Raw genomic sequence first — 19,213 nt, 5'->3', positions numbered from 1 at the left:
ATTATAGTTTCACTCCAAAAGATAAATCTCCCGCATCTCCCAACCCCGGAACAATGTAGCTTTTAGCATTGAGCTCCTGGTCTACCGCTGCAATCCATAGATGTGTATTCTCGGGAAATACTTTTTCGGTGTACCCAACCCCAGATTCTGAACCAATTACAGAAACAATATGAATTTGACGAGGGGTACCATGCCCTTTCATTGCTTGTAGGGTATTTTCTAGTGTTTTCCCTGTAGCAAGCATAGGATCGGCCAAAATCAAGGTTTTATTCTCTAATCTTGGTGACGCCAAATAATTCACTACAATATCAAAATCATCACTATCTCTTTTATGATCCCGATATGCTGAGATAAATGCATTTTCAGCTTTATCAAAATAATTCAATAATCCGTTATGCAAAGGAAGGCCTGCCCGTAAAATGGCACATAAAACAATCTCTTCTACAGGAACTAGCGTCTTCTGTTCTCCTAATGGTGTTTGAACGGTTTTATGAACAAACTCCAGCGTTTTACTGAGTTCATATCCTAAAATCTCTCCTATACGCTCTACATTTCTTCGAAATCGCATACTGTCCTTTTGAATAGTTACATCACGAAGCTCAAGCACAAATTGATTTAAAACCGAATTTTCTAATCCTAAATTATGAATGGTCATAAGAGTATAGTTTTTAATACACCGCAATAAGGTAATATTAATTATTTTAAATATTTCAGAAACTCGTCTCTGGGAATTTCTCTAGCTCCTAAACTTGATAAGTGATCTGTATGCACTTGACAATCTATAAGCTTCACGTCTTTTTGCTGCAACCACTCTACTAACATTATAAACCCATATTTGGAAGCGTTACTCATGGTAGAAAACATACTTTCACCACAAAAGATCCTTTTTTCTTCTAGCCATATCCCATATAGCCCTCCAACCATAGTATTTTCTTTCCACACCTCAACAGAAATTGCATAACCCAAATCGAACATCTTTTTATAGGCATTTTGCATATCAGTTGTAATCCATGTTCCTTCTTGATCGGGACGATTTATGGTTGCACAATTATATATGACTTCTTCAAAATTTGAATTAAAGGTAACTTCAAAAGCTTTTTTTCGCAGTATTTGTCGCATGCTTTTACTTATTTTCAATTCATTGGGAAATAAAACCATACGAGGGTCTGGACTAAACCATAAAATAGGCTGTCCTTCATTATACCAGGGAAAAATCCCGTTACGGTATGCAAATATCAATCTATCTGTAGACAAATCGCCGCCTATCGCCAGTAATCCATCGGTATCGGCATAAGCAACTGGAGGAAATTCTATGGATTCTGTTAGAATAAACAAAGTGTAATTATATGAGTTTCTGCAACGTTAAATATCAATCAGTTGTTTGAATTGACCAAAAAAATCACAATCTTTGTTAAGACCTTTTAAGATAAATTTTGTTCATCATTGCTTTTTTGAGTTTTATTAAAAGGTTAACCTAAACCACAATATGAAAAGTCCGATAGTATACTACCGGACTTTTTACTTTTTACTATTTATGTTTTTTTCTAGAACGGTAAGTCGTCGTGTTCTTCTTCAGAAAAATCGTTTGCTGGCTCAAATGCATCTGCAGGTGGCATTGGTGGTGCCGAAGCCGCAGGAGCAGCTGGTTGCAGGCTTTCGATTCTCCAACCCTGAATAGAATTAAAATATTTTGTTTCTCCTTGAGGGTTCACCCATTCGCGCCCTCTTAAATTGATACTTATTTTCACGTCTTGTCCCACTTGAAAATTATTCAACAGATCACACTTATCCTGAATAAATTCTACCATGATATGTTGTGGATACTGCTCGTCTGTAGTTACAACTATTTCTCTCTTTCTAAAACCATTGCTTCCAAAGGTTTGTGTCTCCCCGACCATCTTTACTTTACCTTGTACTTCCATCTTAATGTATTATAATTTTGCTGCTAAAATCTTCCATGCAATATCTATGTGGTTGTCATCTAAATATTGCTTAGCAAATTTATGAATTTCTATTGGGTTGGCCTGTGCTATTTTGTTCTTAATATCATCTTGTTTATTAACAAAATCTAAAGCTTCTTCTTTCCTTGGCAAATGCTCAATATTCGCAAGTTTACCTAAATCGTTTCCTGTAAAAACTGTACTATTCTTAATATCTTCTGGCAATTCATCTACACCAATTCCTATCGTACTCAACGGTTTAGGCACTTCAAACATACCTCTATTTGCACGAGTGTACCAATTTCCTCCCATACGGGCTACCTGATCAATTTTATATTGATCGATACGACCATCGGCATCAACAATATTTTCATTTACGTGCATTAACAGCACTTCACACATAACAAGATTACCAGCACCGCCTTCGCTTCCCATAGGTATAATATCATTTACTTTACACTCGAACTGTACCGGGGATTCACCCACTCTAAATGGCGCTACTTTTTCAGATTTCACCATAGTTAAACCCGATTTTGTAAACTCATTCACACCTTCACCATATTCCGTACTAGATAAAGACATTTGCTGCACAATATCATAGTTTACAATATTAATTACCACTTCTTTTGTGGCTTGAGCATTTTCTAAGGTATGTTTTGTAGTATTATCCCGAACCCTTCTTGCAGGCGAAAAAATTAGTATTGGAGGATTCGCACTAAACACATTAAAAAAGCTAAATGGAGACAAATTTGGATTGCCATCAACATCTACAGTACTCGCAAAAGCTATAGGTCTCGGGCCTATTGCACCCAACATGAAACCGTGTAATTTTCCTGTAGAAACAACTGAAGGATCTATTGTAATCATATTTTATTTTATCTTGAGCAAAGATAACCAAAGTTTGACCACTAATTTCAACTTTAGTATTCTCTTACATAAACAATAAAATTATATAAAAACGTTTATATTTAGGATTTAGTTAACGGTTCTTATGAATTTCTCTGATGAGCGTAATTTTTCTAGCTACTTTATCATTGTAGCAGTTTTGGTAATCACCATTCTTGTGTTATGGAATACTTCATTGTTCCTACAGCGATTTAAAGATGATGAACGTACCAAAATTGAAATATGGACACAATCTAGAAAAGCTTTTAACAGCGAACAGTCTGACGATTACCTCGATTTGGTAATTCTGATTGGAGAAACCAACAAATCGGTACCTTTTATAATTACAGACTCTAAGGGAGATTTTATTAGAGATTCTTTGGGTAAACCCGACCCTAGTTATTTTCAAAACTTATCTAAGAACGTACTTAATGACGAAAGGAAATTAAGGTCTTATCTAAAAAAAATCAAATCTGAAAACGATCCCATAGAACTTGATCTTAAAGACAGTGTACAATACATCTACTATGGCCATTCTGACGTATTAAATAAACTGAAATATTACCCCATAGCCATTGCACTCATTTTATTTTTGCTGATAGGAGTAATTTATTTCTTTTTTACTACTTCTAAAATAAGTGAGCAAAACAAATTATGGGCAGGTATGGCCAAAGAAACAGCCCATCAGATAGGAACTCCTTTGTCTTCATTGGTAGGGTGGAATGAAATCTTGAAAGGAGAAAATGTAAATCCGGATTACATAACCGAAATTGAAAAGGATATTTCAAGACTTAAAGTAATCACCGAACGCTTCTCAAAAATTGGATCAATTCCTATTCTAGAAGAGGTTGATATTGTTGAAGAAACACGAAATGCCTACACATATCTGCAATCAAGAAGTTCAAAGCTTATCAACTTCTCGTTAGATTTACCAGATAAACCTATTCTTGTTTCATTAAACTCTCAACTTTACAGTTGGACTATAGAAAATCTGGTTAAAAACGCAATAGATGCAATGCGTGGAAAGGGCGATCTAAAAATTGATTTATCTGATGATGCCAAACGGGTTTTTATACGAATTAAAGATTCTGGAAAAGGAATCCCAAAAAGCAAATTCACCAAAATATTTGAACCAGGATACACTTCAAAAAGCCGTGGTTGGGGCTTAGGTTTATCACTTTCTAGAAGAATTATTGAAGAATATCATTCTGGAAGAATCAAAGTTCTTAAGTCTGATATAGGGAAAGGAACTACCTTCCAAATTACCCTACGCAAAATAGGAGCTACCGTATAACAATAACTACAATAGAGCGTTATATAGATTCAAAATCTACTCAAGGTGAAAACTGAACATATAATTCTAAAGAGGGCAAATCTAACCAACAATTGTCCAGAATGTTATGCTACTGACGGTATGGTACTTTCTTTTATGCAAGAAAAAAAAACCTCTAGCTTTATAATTAAAACCAACAAAAAAGTACTGGATAATATTCATTGTAGTAAATGCGGTACTCAAATTTTTCCCGGACGATGGACTCCAGATATCGAACGAGTTTATGATTATCACAGAAAGACCATTACCGCTAAACCAGGTTCTACAAAATTTACAGGTTTATCTTATGCTATAGTTTTTATACTCATTACCATATTGAGTTTAGGGTATATTTACTTCAGCCATCCAGAACTTCTAGGCTTAACTTCATAGTCTTATGAGTACTTAGACATTATTTGTCGCAGATCGTCGCTAATCTTAAAAGTTTGATCAATATTAAAATCAAAACACACAGCTACGTCATGTCCTTCGGCACAAAGCACGCCATCATCGTTATAGAGCATATGATGTAATCCAAAACTCGAATTTTTAATAAATTCTACTTTGGTCTCTATAGTTACATTTCCTGGGAAAAACAATGGATGTTTAAAATCACATTTCGTAGAAACCAACATAGGTCCTTTTTTGGTTTCGTCATATAGCTTAGCCAATCCTGTAACATCCCAAAACTGTACACGTGCACTTTGCATGTACTTCATAAAATTAACATTATTGACATGCTGATAGGTGTCCATCTCACTCCAATCAATTCGTAGAGTGAGGGACAATTTAACATCTGAATTTTGCATAAACAATTATAAATTTGATTGAATGGCTGATGCCAGTGTCTCAAATTCTGATTCTGACATAGAAATTTTATGTTGAAAGGTCATGTCCTTCATTTCATTTATCGGAATCAAATGCACATGAACATGAGGAACTTCTAATCCAACAACAGCAATTCCCACTCGTTTACAAGTAACTGTTTTTTCGATAGCTTTGGCAACTTTCCTTGAAAATCGCATAAGCTCAAGATATTCGTCTTCCCCAAGATCGAATATTTTGTCTACTTCTTTTTTGGGTACACACAAAGTATGTCCTTTTGCATTTGGACTAATGTCTAAAAATGCGTAGAAATTCTCATCTTCGGCAACTTTATAAGACGGAATTTCTCCATTAATAATTTTAGTGAATAGGGTAGGCATTAAATTAATTTTAGTCGGTTTATGATCTCGAAATATAATTATTTTTTACAAGTCGAAAACATAAAAAAGCCTTTTTTAATTCTAAAAAAGGCCCTTACATAACTAAAATTTATTTTTATTCTCTGGTGATTTCTACAACATCAAATTTCATGATTCCGTTGGGAACCTGAATTTCTGCAACTTCTCCTACACTTTTACCCAGTAATCCTTTACCAATAGGAGAATCTACAGATATTTTCCCAGTTTTTAAATCGGCTTCACTTTGCGCAACCAATTTGTACGTCATTTGTGCGCCGTTGGTCTGGTTTTTAATCTTCACCGTAGAGTGAATTAAAACCTTAGATGTATCTAATTGAGATTCGTCTATTAAACGCGCATTAGCCAGCGTTTCCTCTAATTTAGAAATTCGCATCTCTAATAATCCTTGTGCTTCTTTTGCGGCATCATACTCAGCATTCTCACTTAAATCTCCTTTGTCACGCGCCTCTGCAATAGCTTGAGAAGCTTTAGGGCGTTCTATATCTTTAAGATTATTTAGTTCATCTCTTAATTTTTTTAGCCCCTCTGCAGTATAATAAGATACTTTGCTCATAACTTCATCGTTTATATAAATACAAAAAATCCCATAGAAAATGGGATTTGTTATTCAAAGATAACAAAAATTTCATGGAAGATTACAAATTTACGTAATTTGCCTTTACAATAATAATGATATGAAAAAGATTGCATTCCTATTAGGCCTTATTCTTATAACTTCTTGTAGCAGTGATGACGGAAATCAAAACAATCCAAATTTACCAAATGTAAGTTTTACAGCTCAAATCAACCTTAATTTACCTCAATTCGTAAACCTGAGGTTTCCGGGAGGAATAGAAGTAGATAGAACCGATGGTCGAGGTATTCGAGGATTGATCCTGTACAACCAAAATGATCAACAGTTTTTTGCATACGAATTAAGTGACCCAAACATTCCTCCTAGTGATTGTTCGGCATTAAGTGTGGAGGGAACTAGAGCGGTATCAAATTGTGGAAATGAAAATATGTATGAAATCACTTCATTTGGCCAACAAATACAGGGTGAAGGCGGGCGTCCTCTTCTTTCATATAGGGTAGAAAAAAACGGAAATACACTTATTATTTCTAACTAAGGTTATTTCCAGTTATATTCCCAATCTTTCCAGACTACTTCTAAGCCTTGATTTTTTAGCATTGTAACGACTTCTTCTGTTGAACGTTCATCAGAGATTTCAAACTGCTCTAACGACTGAGGCTCTACAACATATCCTCCAGGATTGGTCTTAGACTCTGCACTTATTGAAGTAATTCCGAGATTAACGATGTGTTCTCTAAATATTTCACTTTCACGAGTAGAAAGAGATAATTCTACATCTTCATCAAAAAGTCGGTATGCACAAATTAATTGTACCAAATCGGCATCAGTCATCGCTACTTTGGGCTCTAAACCTCCACTATGCGGCCGTAATCTGGGAAATGAAATTGAATACTTTGTTTTCCAATAGGTCTTTTGAAGATATTTTAAATGTAGAGCCGTAAAAAAACTATCGGCTCTCCAATCTTCTAACCCAAAAAGCGCCCCTAAGCCAATTTTATGAATCCCCGCTCTACCCAAACGATCTGGAGTGTCTAATCGGTAATTGAAATTCGATTTCTTTCCTTTGGGATGATGTTTCTTATACTCATCTTGATGATATGTTTCCTGATATACCAGTACAGCATACAACCCACTTTCAATTAATGTGCTATAATCTTCTTCATTCAACGGCTGTACTTCGATCGTAATATTTGCTACATGTGATTGAATAAGTTGTATTGCATTATTGATATAATCTACACCAACCGTTTTATTTGCTTCACCGGTAACCAGAAGAATATGATCGTACCCTTTGCTTTTTAAATATGCTACTTCTTTAAGTATTTCTTCATCGGTTAATGTTCTTCTGGGAATCTTATTGGTCATACTGAAACCGCAATAGGTACAGATGTTCTGACACTCATTACTAAGATATAACGGAGCATACATTTGTATCGTGTTTCCAAAACGTTTTTTGGTAATCATATTGCTTTGACGAGCCATTTCTTCTAAAAATGGTCTTGCAGCAGGAGATATTAGAGCCATAAAGTCATCTAAAGTTCTTTTGGAAGCACCCAAGGCGCGAAGAACATCATCTTCTGTTTTGGATATAATGGTATTTAAAACTTCATCCCAATTGTACTCGTCAAATATATTTTTAAAACTATGATTCATTTAAAAAACTTGTTAAAGGGCTACTAGCTTCGGCATGTTTTTTAACCGGGGCCAACTTTGCATTATATGCCATTCTACCTGCTTCAACTGCCATTTTAAAAGCTTTGGCCATGGCCACCGGATTTTGAGAAACTGCTATAGCGGTATTCACCAAAACTGCATCGGCACCGATTTCCATTGCTTGCGCTGCATGAGAAGGACTACCAATTCCAGCATCCACTATTACAGGAACATTACTTTGATCAATAATAATCTCTAAAAACTCTAAGGTTTTTAATCCCTTGTTACTTCCTATTGGAGCGCCTAACGGCATAACACATTGCACCCCTACTTCTTCTAACCTTTTACACAATACAGGATCTGCATGAATATATGGCATGACAACAAAACCAAGTTTCACCAATTCTTCTGCCGCTTTCAATGTTTCTATTGGGTCGGGTAATAAATACTTGGGATCGGGATGAATTTCTAATTTTACCCAATTTGTTCCCAATGCTTCTTTGGCCAATTGAGCAGCAAAAATGGCTTCTTTAGCATCTCTTACCCCTGAAGTATTGGGTAGTAGATGTATACGATCATGTTGTAAATGATTTAGAATATCATCATTATCCTTATGAACATCAACACGTTTTAAGGCTACTGTTACAAGTTCGCTTTCAGACGCTAACAATGCATCTCTCATAAACCTAGACGAGCTAAATTTTCCTGTACCGGTAAACAATCTTGATGAAAATTCCTTATCTGCGATCTTTAATGTATCCATTCTTTTAAACTAAAAAGTGTTTTTAATGTTTTCTATTTTCTCTTTCAACCCTTTAGGCTCACTTAGCATACTTGAAACGGCTACCCCAGAAACTCCAGTAGCTTTAAGGCCTTCAATATCTCTTATTCCTATTCCTCCAATCGCAACAACAGGCACTTTACCCTTGTACTGATTAAATTCGGAAAGAATTTCTGTATATCCCTCTAACCCCAAAATAGGGCTTAATTTCTTCTTGGTTGACGTAAATCGAAATGGTCCTAATCCTACATAATCAGCACCATTTTCTGCATGATCCAAACAATCTTCTAGAGTATTTGCTGTACCTCCAATAATAAAATTATCTCCTAAGATATTTCTTGCTTCTACAAGACTCATATCATTCAAACCTAAATGAACGCCATCAGCCATCGCTGCTTTAGCGACACTCACCTGATCATTTACGATTAATAGTGCTTCGTATCGGTCACAAATCTCCCTACATTTTAATGCTGTGGTTAATGATGTAGCAGCATCAGTGTTTTTCAACCTTAATTGTATCCATTTACCTCCAGCTCGACATACTTCTTCTATCTTTTGAAGATGCTCCTGAGGCGTGTTTCCTTGTGATATATATTGTAATCTAATCTCTTTCATAACTCCTTTATATACGATGATATCCCAAAAGATTCTTATTTGAACTTAGTACCTTCTCTACATATCGCTTTCCTTTAAAACATGCTTTGTGTAGCGAAAAACCAAGAGCAAGATGAGCCAGAATAGCAGAAGATAAAACACATCCGCTACCATGCTTCTCTGAAATATCTTTTCTTTTTGGTTGTAAAGCATAATATTTACCATCTTTGGTATATAGCTCGTCTTTACCGACTTCATTTTTTCTATGACCTCCCTTAAGTAAAAGGTTAGTTTTGGATCTTATCGCTTGAATCGTTTCATCTACATTTTTATCGGGAAACAGATGTTCAATTTCCCTATAATTTGGAGTAAGTAGATAGATCTTATTCAAAATTTCTTCAAACTGTTTTTCAGTTTTCATCCAGGATGCTATTGATGCATTATGAAAACTAAAACCTGAACTAGATTTCAATACCGGATCTACAACAATTTTTATGTCTCTATTTTGATCTAGAACCATATCAATTATGCTATTCAACATTTCCCAGTTTTGAACAATTCCAATTTTCACAAACTCTACTTTAAAGCGCTTAAATAATACTTCAAGTTGTGCTTTTATAACGTCAAAATCTACCCAATGAGAAAAGACAAAGTCTATATCATTTTGAATTGTATTTGAAGTACATACCGACAAACCATATACCTTCAAAGCTTCAAATGTCTTTACATCTGCAGTAAGGCCAGCCCCATTAGAAGGATCAAAACCGGCTATACTTAATACAAAAGGTCGAGTCTTCATTTTTAATTTAATGATATACTTCTTTCAACTTATTATAAATTTCTTTGAAACTTTCCAGCTCATTGTCTGTATTCCAAATACCACCCAAAACTCCTACACCTTTAAACCCTAGTTTAAATGTTGGCAGAAGAGTCTCTGCATTAATCCCCCCCATACCAATCACAAATTCATCAAGATGGTTCACATCGAAACCCTTACCCTCATACCCAACTTTGGATATCGAGCTGAAAACAGGACTTAATAGCACATATTCAAAAACTCCTGTATGTTCTTCTATATCTTCAATAGAATGGAAAGAACTAGATACTTTTAGATTTTTGTTTGTGTATACCTGTATCGTTACATGTAAAGCGTCTCCTAAATCTCTTCTGGCTTGTTCTTGCAAATGAATTCCTCTTAGCGAATATTCATGGCTCAATTGGTGACACTCATGAAGCATTATTCTATCATAATACTTAGGCTCTATTTGATCCAGCAGCGCTCTGTATCCATCGTCGCTAAACCCTGGTTTTCTAAGATGTAATCTTTCTAAACCAGCTTTACACAATGCATTAATTTTTAGTGCCTCATTCTCAACAATGCCTTCAGAGGTAATGACTATTAACATGGTATCGCAATACTATTATAAATACACTTCACTTCCCTTTTCTTTAAATTCTTCTGCTTTTTCTTGCATCCCGGTTTCAAGAGCTTTTTGATCGTCAATTTCTTTCTTAGCAGCATAATCGCGAACCTCTTGAGAAATTTTCATCGAGCAGAATTTTGGTCCGCACATACTACAGAAATGTGCAATTTTGGCACCTTCGGCTGGTAATGTTTCATCATGATATTCTCTCGCCAATTCTGGATCAAGCGATAGATTGAATTGATCTTCCCAACGAAACTCAAATCTAGCCTTACTTAAGGCATCATCTCTATGTTGTGCTCCAGGGTGTCCTTTGGCAAGATCAGCTGCATGTGCTGCAAGTTTATAAGTAATTACACCAGTTCTTACATCATCTTTGTTTGGCAGGCCTAAATGCTCTTTTGGTGTAACGTAGCATAACATAGCTGTACCGTACCACCCAATCATAGCGGCTCCAATTCCCGAAGTGATATGATCATAGCCAGGAGCAATATCGGTGGTCAAAGGTCCTAATGTGTAAAAAGGAGCTTCTCCACATGCTTCGAGTTGCTTATCCATATTAGCCTTGATCATATGCATTGGTACGTGACCCGGACCTTCAATAAATGTCTGTACATCATGTTTCCAGGCAATTTTAGTTAACTCACCCAGTGTTTCTAATTCTGAAAACTGAGCTTCATCATTCGCATCTGCAATACAACCTGGTCGTAAACCATCTCCCAAAGAAAAGGCTACATCATATGCTTTCATGATTTCACAAATCTCCTCAAAATGAGTGTACAAAAAGCTTTCCTTATGATGCGCCAGGCACCATTTAGCCATAATTGAGCCCCCACGAGATACAATTCCTGTAATTCTTTTGGCGGTCATAGGCACATATGCCAAGCGAACCCCTGCATGAATCGTAAAATAATCTACTCCCTGTTCTGCTTGTTCAATAAGCGTATCTTTAAAAATCTCCCAAGTAAGATCTTCGGCTTTACCATTTACTTTCTCTAAAGCTTGATAAATCGGAACCGTTCCTACAGGAACGGGAGAATTACGAATAATCCATTCTCTGGTTTCATGTATATTCTTACCAGTAGACAGATCCATGATATTATCTGCTCCCCATCGACATGCCCAAACTGCTTTTTCTACCTCTTCTTCGATACTTGAAGTCGTTGCCGAATTTCCAATATTGGCATTTATCTTTACCAGGAAATTTCTTCCTAAAATCATAGGTTCACTTTCTGGATGATTAATATTCGATGGTATAACAGCTCTTCCTCGTGCAATCTCCTCGCGTACAAATTCTGGAGTAATAACTTCAGGAATACTTGCTCCAAAATCCTGCCCAGGATGTTGTTTTGCTAATCTTTTGGCTTCCTGTATTTTTTGATTTTCGCGAATTGCTACATACTCCATTTCTGGAGTGATAATGCCCTGTTTTGCATAATACATTTGCGAAACGTTCTTTCCTTGTTTTGCGCGTTTCGGCTTACGAATATGATTAAATCGTAAATGATCTAAACTTTCATCATTTAGTCGTTCATTACAATAGGTAGAAGTAAAACTATCTAATTCTTCTACATCATCTCTATCAAGAATCCACTGCTCTCTTATGCGTTCAATACCATTATGAACATCGATCTTTTTTGAAGGATCTGTATACGGTCCACTCGTATCATATACTGTTACTGGTTGGTTTTGTGTTTTTTTACCTGTAAAACTATCCACAGTATCTGAAAGAGAAATTTCACGCATCGCAACGTTAATTTGAGGATGTATTTCTCCAGATACATATATTTTTTTAGAATTAGGAAATGGTTTTGTGGTAATTACATTTTCTTGTGGAGCAGTATCTTTTTTCTTCATTAGTATGGAATTTGAGTTTTGTAAAGCTTTAATTGATTATAAAAAGTATTGTTTACCCTCCCTGTGTAGCACGGATAATGGTAATTTGATCTTCATTTTTAAGAGTTATCTGACCCCAATTTTCCTTTGAGATCACTTCGTTATTTAGGGCTACAGCTATACCATTAACAGTAATTTGTAGCTCTGCTAATAATGTCGCTATCGAACTATTTTCTGAAATAGACTGAGATTGATTGTTTACGTTTACGGTCATATCTTATATGATTAATTCCATAAACTTTAGGTAGGATACACCTATGAGAAGAAAAATTACATATAACAATATGCAATTTTAACTTTTCCCTTCGTCGGTACTAACCGCATCAGGTTCAAAGGGTATTTCTCAGACCTCAACATATGGTAAAGGTCACCCCTAAAGTTTAATGTTGGTATAAATGTACTTAAACTTGTTTAAAAACAAGGGTTAAAAATCAAATTTCTAACCCTCATTTACTTAAAATTTTAGTGTTGCTCCAGCAAGAAAATTAATTCCTGCTTGAGGATAAAACCCTGCTCCTTCTACAGTGGTAACAGTTCCTGGATTGGTAAAATCGTCATCAAACGTAAAGAAGTATCCATTGGACACATATTCTTCATCGAAAACATTATTCACCAGCCCTGTGAGCACGATAGAGCTGAAAACCGGGATGTTTTTAATCTCGTAAACAATGTTTAGATCGTTCACAAAGAAACTATCAAGTTTAGAGGTTTCACTATCGATATTACCCATGTACTGCTCGCCAACAAATTTTGACAAAAATCCTATCTGTAGATTTTTTATTGGTTGGTATATGAACATATTTCCAGCTACCACATTTGGAGAATACGAAATATTGGTATCTCCCAAATTAACCAGGCTACCATCTCTTGAAGTAACAAAATCTTTATTCTTATTTGCACTAAGCGATATATTTGGTTTTACAACAAACTTGTCTGAAAGTGTAATATCTGCATCGATTTCTATCCCCAGGCGATAACTTTCACCACTAGTTGCTCGAATAGGCGCTCCAACATCGTCCAAAGCACCAGTTAATACCAACTGATCCCTATACCACATATAATAAATATTAGTATTGACTATTGTTCGTTTTTTGGCAAATCTCCATCCCAATTCTATATCGTTCAATCGTTCTGCTGTGTTTATTCCGTTTTCAAAATCACTCCTTCTTGGTTCACGATTGGCTCTTGCATAAGAAACATATAACTGATTTTCTTTATTAACCTGATAGGTCGCCCCTAATTTTGGGTTAAAAAACTCATATCTTTCATCAACTTCTAAAGGAACTCTATCTGACGTTTCTCCACTAGTTTCATAATCTACAAAACGCCCCTGTAAGTCGACAAAACCGCTCCATTTGTCATTGATTCTATAGGTAGTTTTCCCAAATATTGTAAATTCATTTTTGGTCCCATTCCCGAAGTAATACTGATCTCTGATTTCTGAACCTCCTGCATTTTGAGCCCAGATCACTTCTCCAAAATGATCTCCATCATAATGGCTGAAAAATGCTCCAAAATCAACATCGAGTGTATTGTTTTTATAATTAGCAGAAGCATTTACAACATAAAAATCATTATCTAACCATCTACGACGAATTAAATCTGTGGTGTTAATTGTTTCTCCTCCTAGCACAATAGGTGTAAAATCGTAATCAGCAAAATCTTCGTCTTCTCTATACTGTTCGAAAAACCCTCTTCCGTAGGTATAATTCAATCCAAGATTTGTTGACCAATTATTGTTATATTTTTGATTCCAATGCAACTGATAATGATCTTGTTTGTAGTTATCTACTTCATTATCATAAAATCTTGTATTTCCATTTTCATCGGTATATTGCCCTGCAGGATTAAAAGTACGATCACTTTCTAAAGTAGCTTCGTCGATTCCAAACCAGGATTGATAGGTAATTTCGTGGCCTCCAAACGCAATTGCCTTAATCAATGTATTCTCATCAACAAAAGACCCCTGTAAAAAGTAAGATTTCAAATCTGAAGATGCTCGATCTATATATCCGTCTGAAGCAATAGCAGATAAACGACCTGCTATTTCTATTTGCTCATTGATAAGACCAGTGCTAAACTTTACATTATGTCTTCTTGTTCCAAAAGAACCGAAAGAATTTGAAATTTCAGCATTTGCAATTTCAGAAACAGCATCGGTTAGTAAATTTAAACTGGCACCAAATGCTCCAGAACCGTTGGTAGATGTTCCTACTCCTCTTTGCAACTGTAGATTCTCTATCGAAGAGGCAAAATCTGGCAAATTCACCCAAAATGTACCTTGACTTTCAGCATCATTAAACGGAATCCCATTTAACGTAACATTTACCCTAGATGCATCACTACCTCTAACTCTAATATACGTATATCCCACACCCGCGCCAGCATCTGATGCTGTAACTACACCAGGTAAATAATTTAATAAAATTGGGATATCCTGACCTAGATTACGCTCTGCTAACTCCTCTTTTGATAGGTTGGAGTGGGTAATGGGCGAATCGGCATCAACACGAACAGATTTCACTAATACCTCATCCAGTTTTTCGACACCATTACGTATAGAATCGGTTTGTTTTTGTTGGGCTATAGCATTAAACCCAAATAGAATAACAAGAAAACAAAATACTACATTTTTCATTCGTAAATGATTTTTACGAATAAAAGGGGTAATTATTCTAATGTTTAAAATTGATAATTACTAAAATAAGCATTTAAAATGCCACCGCGCCAGCTAGCTCCTGCGCTAAAATATCCAAAGGACATTTTCTTTACGCTTGGCCTCCCTTGGCAGCATTACCTGCCCAGGTTCATCGGGTATGATCTCAGCTTTGCTCCAAAAAACACTTTGAAGGTTTAGCACCCCTTTGAGATTTCGGCGCAAAAATACTATGTTTTATTCATTTATCGTAACTTTATTTACTATAAAAACAATGCTTTTCGCTTTTTTAAGTTATTAAATTAGTCGAATTTAAGATATGAAGAATACAAAAAAGTCGGTTACGTTAAAGATAATTTTGGGGTATTTACTAGCCATTGTACTTGCCGTAATTTCTTTTTGGGTCATCTATAGACAATTCGGGAACTACTCTGAAATTACACAGATTAAAAATGACAACAATGAGAAGCTTGTTTTGGTTGGAGAAGCGATTACAGGTCTATATGAAGCAGAAAGTTTAACAAGGAACATTATTCAAACCTCAGATACTGAAAAATTTGCCGCTTACAAGGCAAAAATTGATTCCATAATAACTACTATAGATTTGGTTGGAGGAATGTCTGTTGATGGATTTCAAGCTAATAAAATAGATAGCATTAAAGTACTTATTGATAGCAAAAACAGAAATTTCGAAAAACTTATCGCTATTTATGAGCAGCAAAAAGAAAAAGGGTTAAAGGAAAATGTGATAGATCAGCTCAAAAAATCCAGTAAAGAATATGGTAACTATCTGGATTTGGACGATCGGATTAAAAATCAAAATCCAGCGACAAAAAGACTGATCAAAAATCTTATTAATTGGTCAAAAAAAGACAATGAAGAATACCTTACCAATCAAACCTTAGATTCTGTTTCGTATCACTTTTACAAAGTACTTATTGAAGTTGAAGAGCGGCAAAGAAAATATGAAAAACAAATAAAAGCCAGAGAAAACAAACTATTAAAGAACGATCAAATTATTACCAAACAGCTTCGTGATTTAATGGCAGCTATTGAAGACAGTGAAAGAAAAGAGTATGTAGCCAAACTAGAAAGATCTAACCATATTCTTGACAAAACTGCCAAATTTATCATCATCATAACGGCTATAAGTCTATTTATAGCGATTCTGTTTCTTTTCTTGATTACAAAAGATGTTTCTCAGAGTCAGAAATACCGTAACGACCTAGAACATGAAAAAACATATACAGAATCCTTACTCAAAACCAGAGAATCTATTATTAATACTGTTACTCATGATTTAAGATCCCCTTTAAACACAGTAATAGGGTATTCGGATTTATTGGAAAGGACTGGACTAAGTAATAAACAAAAGCACTATTTGGATCATCTAAAAAAGTCTTCAGATTATATCCTCCATTTGGTAAATGATCTTTTGGATTTATCAAAACTAGAGGCTGGAAAAATGATCATAGAAGAATTGCCTTTTTCTCCCAAAAAACTTATTGAAAATACCATTTCAAGTGTTATTCCTGTAAATGATAAGAAAAATCTGGACATTCAGATCATTACCGATGATCAATTAAAGAAACAATATCTTAGTGATCCTTTTAGAATAAAACAGGTACTTATAAACTTGGTAAACAACGCTTACAAGTTTACCGATCACGGCTCGATTACTATAGAAAGTACTATTGTTGAAAATGGTTTATCTCAAAAACAGCTAAAAATATCTGTTCAGGATACTGGAATAGGGATTACCAAAGCTCAACAGCAGTATATTTTTGAGGAATTCTCTCAGGGAGATGAAGACACCGAAAAGAAATTTGGTGGATTTGGCCTTGGACTTGCCATTACCAAAAGAATAATTAAACTCCTTAATGGTAAAATAACTCTGGAGAGCGAGCCTGACAAAGGGAGTAATTTTACCTTTTATATACCTATTAAACTTTCTAGCCCTTCTACTCCTGAAGAAGAATCAGAAGTTTCTGAAATACAAAACTTCATAAACAAGAAGGTGCTTATTGTAGATGACGACCCAAGTCAGCTAGCACTAACTAGTGAAGTAGCAGCCCTAGCCGGTTTATCTTATGACGTTTGCGAAAATGGCACTCATGCTGTTTCATTTTTAAAGAAAAACACATATGATCTAGTACTTACCGATATTCAAATGCCAAAAATGGATGGCTTCGAACTTCTAAAAACCATTAAAGAAGAATTAGAACTGATTGATTTACCAGTAATAGCTTTATCTGGTAGAACTGATACTACCATAGCCGAATATGAAGATGCTGGTTTTTCTGGAAGTTTAAGAAAGCCATATGCTCCCAAAGAACTAACAGATTTAATTGCAGAAATATTAAGTTTTGATTTGGATGAACCTGAATCAAGCATCAATATTGAAGAAAATGAAGATCCTGATAAAGAATACTCTCTAAACGACTTAATGCTCTTTGCTCATGGCGACTCAGAATCATTGTACGCTATTTTAGACACTTTTTATGAAAGTACGATTGAAAATATTGCTGATCTTAAAAATATGGTAAACGAACAGGACATAGAGCAAATCCAAAAAATAGCACACAAGATGCTACCCATGTTTAAGCAAATAAAGGCCAAAGAAGTTGTGCCATTACTTACCAAACTGGAACACCATGAACAATATGATTTGGATAACGATACTGTTCTCAAACTTGCCAAGCAAGCCGTTATCAATATAGAAAGTTTAATAGATAAGTTAAAAGTAGAGACCTAAAGACTTATATCATACTGCTTCAACTTATTATAAAGTGTTTTTCTGTCAATAGACAACATTCTAGCAGCTTTTGCTTTATTCCCATTAGCTTTCTCAAGTGCATCAAGAATTAATTCTTGTTCATTTTGGTTTTTAAAAAGACCATACGTTTGCTTAGCGCTAGTAGTTGCATATGCAATATCATTTGGAAGAATATCTAATGTGATCATATCTTTTTGGGATAGCAGTACCGAGCGTTTTACTATATTTTTAAGCTCCCTAAGGTTACCAGGCCAATCATAATTTTTGAATGCCTCTAATACCTCATCAGCAAAACCAACTACATGTTTATCTAGCTCTACATTTGATTCTTCTAGAAAATGATTCGCAAAAAGCATCAAATCTTCAATCCTATCTTTCAAAGGAGGAACTTTTATAGAAAACTCATTAAGCCTGTGATATAAATCTTCTCTAAACTCTCCTTCCTTTACCGCAAGACTCAAATCTTCATTTGTTGCGGCAATAACTCGTATATCAACTTCTATCTCTTTATTGCTACCAACTGGTTTAATCTTTCTCTCCTGTAATGCTCTTAGTAATTGTACCTGTAATTCATAGCTTAGATTACCTATTTCATCCAAAAACAAGGTCCCTCCATTGGCAGCTTCAAAATGCCCTACTTTATCGTTTACTGCTCCTGTAAAAGATCCTTTTATATGGCCAAAAAACTCACTAGAAGCAATTTCTTTAGGTATCGCTCCACAATCTACCGCGACAAAAGGTTTTTCTGATCGTTTACTAGCTTTATGAATACTACTCGCTACATATTCTTTTCCCGTACCACTATCACCTACTACCAAAACAGACATGCGAGTAGGGGCGACCAAAGCCACATACTCGTTCAGTTTTTTTGAAGCATCACTTACTCCTCTTACAAAAGCTTCATTTTGACTGGTAGAAACTTCGCTCTTAGGTGTTTTTTTATTTTTAGTAGGTATTGGTGCTTTACTTGTATTTAAAGCCTTTTGTATAGTTTGTAGTATGGTGTCCGGATTAAACGGTTTAGAAACATAATCGAAAGCTCCTTGTTTTATGGCGTTCACAGCCATATTGATCTCGGCATAACCAGTCATAATAATCACTTGAGTATCACTATTACTTTTATGAATTTCATCAAGTAACGTAATTCCATCTCGATCGGGAAGTCTTACATCGGCTAATACAATATCAAAAGTTTCCTTTTTTATTTTAGGAATAGCCTCATTTCCAGAAAAAGCTGTGGCCACTTCATATTCCTTTTTTTCTAAAAAGGTTTTCAGCATTGTACAAAAAGCCACATCATCTTCTACGATAAGTATCTTTGACATATTCTATACTTTTTTTGTTTGAGAACTATGTTATAAAATTACAACTAAAAACACTTAGTTTGATTAAAAACATAAAAAAAGAGACCCTTGGGATTGAGTCTCTTTTTTAGCACTAAACAACTTTATATCGTCCTTGGTTGCAAAACGATATCC

General features: G+C 35.2%; 20 protein-coding genes and 1 riboswitch. Of the genes, 4 read left to right on the top strand and 16 right to left on the bottom strand.

Annotation, left to right across the window (positions count from 1 at the left end):
* Window position 1: 1 nt before the first annotated feature.
* The 4 genes from upp to M0D21_RS04755 form a co-directional block, all read right to left on the bottom strand.
* Window positions 2-655 carry a uracil phosphoribosyltransferase gene (gene upp / locus M0D21_RS04770; protein ID WP_248327305.1) on the bottom strand — a complete coding sequence of 218 codons (654 nt, stop codon included), beginning with the start codon at window positions 653-655 and terminating at the stop codon, window positions 2-4.
* 41 nt (window positions 656-696) lie between these two features.
* The gene (gene aat, locus M0D21_RS04765; RefSeq protein WP_248327304.1) at window positions 697-1,335 is read right to left on the bottom strand and encodes a leucyl/phenylalanyl-tRNA--protein transferase; all 639 of its coding nucleotides are present in this window, start codon (window positions 1,333-1,335) and stop codon (window positions 697-699) included.
* 209 nt (window positions 1,336-1,544) lie between these two features.
* Window positions 1,545-1,922: a DUF3127 domain-containing protein gene (locus M0D21_RS04760; protein ID WP_248327303.1), complete on the bottom strand. Its 378-nt coding sequence runs from the start codon at window positions 1,920-1,922 to the stop codon at window positions 1,545-1,547.
* A 9-nt stretch (window positions 1,923-1,931) separates the two neighbouring features.
* On the bottom strand, window positions 1,932-2,807 hold the full coding sequence (locus tag M0D21_RS04755) for a flavin reductase family protein (protein WP_248327302.1): 876 nt from the start codon (window positions 2,805-2,807) through the stop codon (window positions 1,932-1,934).
* 124 nt (window positions 2,808-2,931) lie between these two features.
* On the opposite strand from M0D21_RS04755, the gene M0D21_RS04750 reads away from it, so the two are divergent.
* Together M0D21_RS04750 and M0D21_RS04745 are read left to right on the top strand one after the other, a co-directional pair.
* Window positions 2,932-4,119: a sensor histidine kinase gene (locus tag M0D21_RS04750; RefSeq protein WP_248327301.1), complete on the top strand. Its 1,188-nt coding sequence runs from the start codon at window positions 2,932-2,934 to the stop codon at window positions 4,117-4,119.
* Between the two features lie 45 nt (window positions 4,120-4,164).
* Window positions 4,165-4,530, top strand: coding sequence for a hypothetical protein (locus tag M0D21_RS04745; RefSeq protein ID WP_248327300.1), 366 nt, complete (start codon window positions 4,165-4,167; stop codon window positions 4,528-4,530).
* Window positions 4,531-4,532: 2 nt separating this feature from the next.
* On the opposite strand, the gene M0D21_RS04740 is transcribed toward M0D21_RS04745, so the two are convergent.
* From M0D21_RS04740 to greA, 3 genes are all read right to left on the bottom strand, one after another.
* Complete coding sequence (locus M0D21_RS04740; protein ID WP_248327299.1) at window positions 4,533-4,946, bottom strand: acyl-CoA thioesterase; 414 nt, start codon at window positions 4,944-4,946, stop codon at window positions 4,533-4,535.
* Between the two features lie 6 nt (window positions 4,947-4,952).
* Window positions 4,953-5,342: an HIT family protein gene (locus M0D21_RS04735; protein ID WP_248327298.1), complete on the bottom strand. Its 390-nt coding sequence runs from the start codon at window positions 5,340-5,342 to the stop codon at window positions 4,953-4,955.
* 115 nt (window positions 5,343-5,457) lie between these two features.
* Window positions 5,458-5,934: a transcription elongation factor GreA gene (gene greA, locus M0D21_RS04730; protein ID WP_248327297.1), complete on the bottom strand. Its 477-nt coding sequence runs from the start codon at window positions 5,932-5,934 to the stop codon at window positions 5,458-5,460.
* 121 nt (window positions 5,935-6,055) lie between these two features.
* Here greA and M0D21_RS04725 point away from each other — a divergent pair, with 121 nt between their 5' ends.
* Window positions 6,056-6,490 carry a hypothetical protein gene (locus M0D21_RS04725; protein ID WP_248327296.1) on the top strand — a complete coding sequence of 145 codons (435 nt, stop codon included), beginning with the start codon at window positions 6,056-6,058 and terminating at the stop codon, window positions 6,488-6,490.
* A 2-nt stretch (window positions 6,491-6,492) separates the two neighbouring features.
* Here M0D21_RS04725 and thiH read toward each other — a convergent pair whose 3' ends face one another.
* The 8 genes from thiH to M0D21_RS04685 all read right to left on the bottom strand — a co-directional run bounded on the left by thiH (window position 6,493) and on the right by M0D21_RS04685 (window position 14,941).
* Window positions 6,493-7,608: a 2-iminoacetate synthase ThiH gene (thiH, locus tag M0D21_RS04720; protein ID WP_248327295.1), complete on the bottom strand. Its 1,116-nt coding sequence runs from the start codon at window positions 7,606-7,608 to the stop codon at window positions 6,493-6,495.
* Entirely contained in the window at window positions 7,598-8,371 is a 774-nt protein-coding gene (locus tag M0D21_RS04715; protein ID WP_248327294.1) for a thiazole synthase, read from the bottom strand. The genes thiH and M0D21_RS04715 overlap by 11 nt, the downstream gene beginning before the upstream one ends.
* A gap of 9 nt (window positions 8,372-8,380) precedes the next feature.
* Window positions 8,381-9,004 (bottom strand): thiamine phosphate synthase, encoded by a 624-nt coding sequence (locus M0D21_RS04710; RefSeq protein WP_248327293.1) that lies wholly within the window; start codon window positions 9,002-9,004, stop codon window positions 8,381-8,383.
* A 7-nt stretch (window positions 9,005-9,011) separates the two neighbouring features.
* Complete coding sequence (locus tag M0D21_RS04705; RefSeq protein WP_248327292.1) at window positions 9,012-9,782, bottom strand: hydroxymethylpyrimidine/phosphomethylpyrimidine kinase; 771 nt, start codon at window positions 9,780-9,782, stop codon at window positions 9,012-9,014.
* Window positions 9,783-9,789: 7 nt separating this feature from the next.
* Window positions 9,790-10,389 carry a thiamine phosphate synthase gene (locus M0D21_RS04700; RefSeq protein WP_248327291.1) on the bottom strand — a complete coding sequence of 200 codons (600 nt, stop codon included), beginning with the start codon at window positions 10,387-10,389 and terminating at the stop codon, window positions 9,790-9,792.
* Between the two features lie 15 nt (window positions 10,390-10,404).
* Complete coding sequence (thiC, locus tag M0D21_RS04695; RefSeq protein ID WP_248327290.1) at window positions 10,405-12,264, bottom strand: phosphomethylpyrimidine synthase ThiC; 1,860 nt, start codon at window positions 12,262-12,264, stop codon at window positions 10,405-10,407.
* A gap of 52 nt (window positions 12,265-12,316) precedes the next feature.
* On the bottom strand, window positions 12,317-12,517 hold the full coding sequence (gene thiS, locus M0D21_RS04690) for a sulfur carrier protein ThiS (RefSeq protein ID WP_248327289.1): 201 nt from the start codon (window positions 12,515-12,517) through the stop codon (window positions 12,317-12,319).
* Window positions 12,518-12,586: 69 nt separating this feature from the next.
* A riboswitch (TPP riboswitch) is annotated at window positions 12,587-12,688 on the bottom strand.
* 69 nt (window positions 12,689-12,757) lie between these two features.
* A complete protein-coding gene (locus M0D21_RS04685) occupies window positions 12,758-14,941 on the bottom strand; it encodes a TonB-dependent receptor (RefSeq protein ID WP_248327288.1) in 2,184 nt (727 codons plus the stop codon).
* A gap of 337 nt (window positions 14,942-15,278) precedes the next feature.
* Between M0D21_RS04685 and M0D21_RS04680 the strand changes: the two genes are divergently transcribed.
* Window positions 15,279-17,714 carry a hybrid sensor histidine kinase/response regulator gene (locus M0D21_RS04680; RefSeq protein ID WP_248327287.1) on the top strand — a complete coding sequence of 812 codons (2,436 nt, stop codon included), beginning with the start codon at window positions 15,279-15,281 and terminating at the stop codon, window positions 17,712-17,714.
* Here M0D21_RS04680 and M0D21_RS04675 read toward each other — a convergent pair.
* Window positions 17,711-19,060 carry a sigma-54-dependent transcriptional regulator gene (locus M0D21_RS04675; protein ID WP_248327286.1) on the bottom strand — a complete coding sequence of 450 codons (1,350 nt, stop codon included), beginning with the start codon at window positions 19,058-19,060 and terminating at the stop codon, window positions 17,711-17,713. The two genes, M0D21_RS04680 and M0D21_RS04675, sit on opposite strands and share 4 nt — an antisense overlap.
* Window positions 19,061-19,213: the final 153 nt, after the last annotated feature.

This window comes from Aquimarina acroporae, assembly GCF_023195925.1.
GTDB classification, from domain to species: domain Bacteria; phylum Bacteroidota; class Bacteroidia; order Flavobacteriales; family Flavobacteriaceae; genus Aquimarina; species Aquimarina acroporae.
Note: the sequence above shows the minus strand (reverse complement) of the source record. Positions and strands in the feature narration are given on the sequence as shown.

Excerpts from the sequence above, each read along its gene's own strand:
- thiS (WP_248327289.1), bottom strand. The coding sequence starts at position 12,517 with ATGACCGTAAACGTAAACAATCAATCTCAGTCTATTTCAGAAAATAGT.
- M0D21_RS04685 (WP_248327288.1), bottom strand. The coding sequence starts at position 14,941 with ATGAAAAATGTAGTATTTTGTTTTCTTGTTATTCTATTTGGGTTTAAT.
- upp (WP_248327305.1), bottom strand. The coding sequence starts at position 655 with ATGACCATTCATAATTTAGGATTAGAAAATTCGGTTTTAAATCAATTT.
- M0D21_RS04740 (WP_248327299.1), bottom strand. The coding sequence starts at position 4,946 with ATGCAAAATTCAGATGTTAAATTGTCCCTCACTCTACGAATTGATTGG.
- M0D21_RS04755 (WP_248327302.1), bottom strand. The coding sequence starts at position 2,807 with ATGATTACAATAGATCCTTCAGTTGTTTCTACAGGAAAATTACACGGT.
- thiH (WP_248327295.1), bottom strand. The coding sequence starts at position 7,608 with ATGAATCATAGTTTTAAAAATATATTTGACGAGTACAATTGGGATGAA.
- M0D21_RS04675 (WP_248327286.1), bottom strand. The coding sequence starts at position 19,060 with ATGTCAAAGATACTTATCGTAGAAGATGATGTGGCTTTTTGTACAATG.
- M0D21_RS04705 (WP_248327292.1), bottom strand. The coding sequence starts at position 9,782 with ATGAAGACTCGACCTTTTGTATTAAGTATAGCCGGTTTTGATCCTTCT.
- M0D21_RS04715 (WP_248327294.1), bottom strand. The coding sequence starts at position 8,371 with ATGGATACATTAAAGATCGCAGATAAGGAATTTTCATCAAGATTGTTT.
- M0D21_RS04750 (WP_248327301.1), top strand. The coding sequence starts at position 2,932 with ATGAATTTCTCTGATGAGCGTAATTTTTCTAGCTACTTTATCATTGTA.
- M0D21_RS04760 (WP_248327303.1), bottom strand. The coding sequence starts at position 1,922 with ATGGAAGTACAAGGTAAAGTAAAGATGGTCGGGGAGACACAAACCTTT.
- M0D21_RS04700 (WP_248327291.1), bottom strand. The coding sequence starts at position 10,389 with ATGTTAATAGTCATTACCTCTGAAGGCATTGTTGAGAATGAGGCACTA.
- thiC (WP_248327290.1), bottom strand. The coding sequence starts at position 12,264 with ATGAAGAAAAAAGATACTGCTCCACAAGAAAATGTAATTACCACAAAA.
- M0D21_RS04735 (WP_248327298.1), bottom strand. The coding sequence starts at position 5,342 with ATGCCTACCCTATTCACTAAAATTATTAATGGAGAAATTCCGTCTTAT.
- greA (WP_248327297.1), bottom strand. The coding sequence starts at position 5,934 with ATGAGCAAAGTATCTTATTATACTGCAGAGGGGCTAAAAAAATTAAGA.
- M0D21_RS04710 (WP_248327293.1), bottom strand. The coding sequence starts at position 9,004 with ATGAAAGAGATTAGATTACAATATATATCACAAGGAAACACGCCTCAG.
- M0D21_RS04725 (WP_248327296.1), top strand. The coding sequence starts at position 6,056 with ATGAAAAAGATTGCATTCCTATTAGGCCTTATTCTTATAACTTCTTGT.
- M0D21_RS04680 (WP_248327287.1), top strand. The coding sequence starts at position 15,279 with ATGAAGAATACAAAAAAGTCGGTTACGTTAAAGATAATTTTGGGGTAT.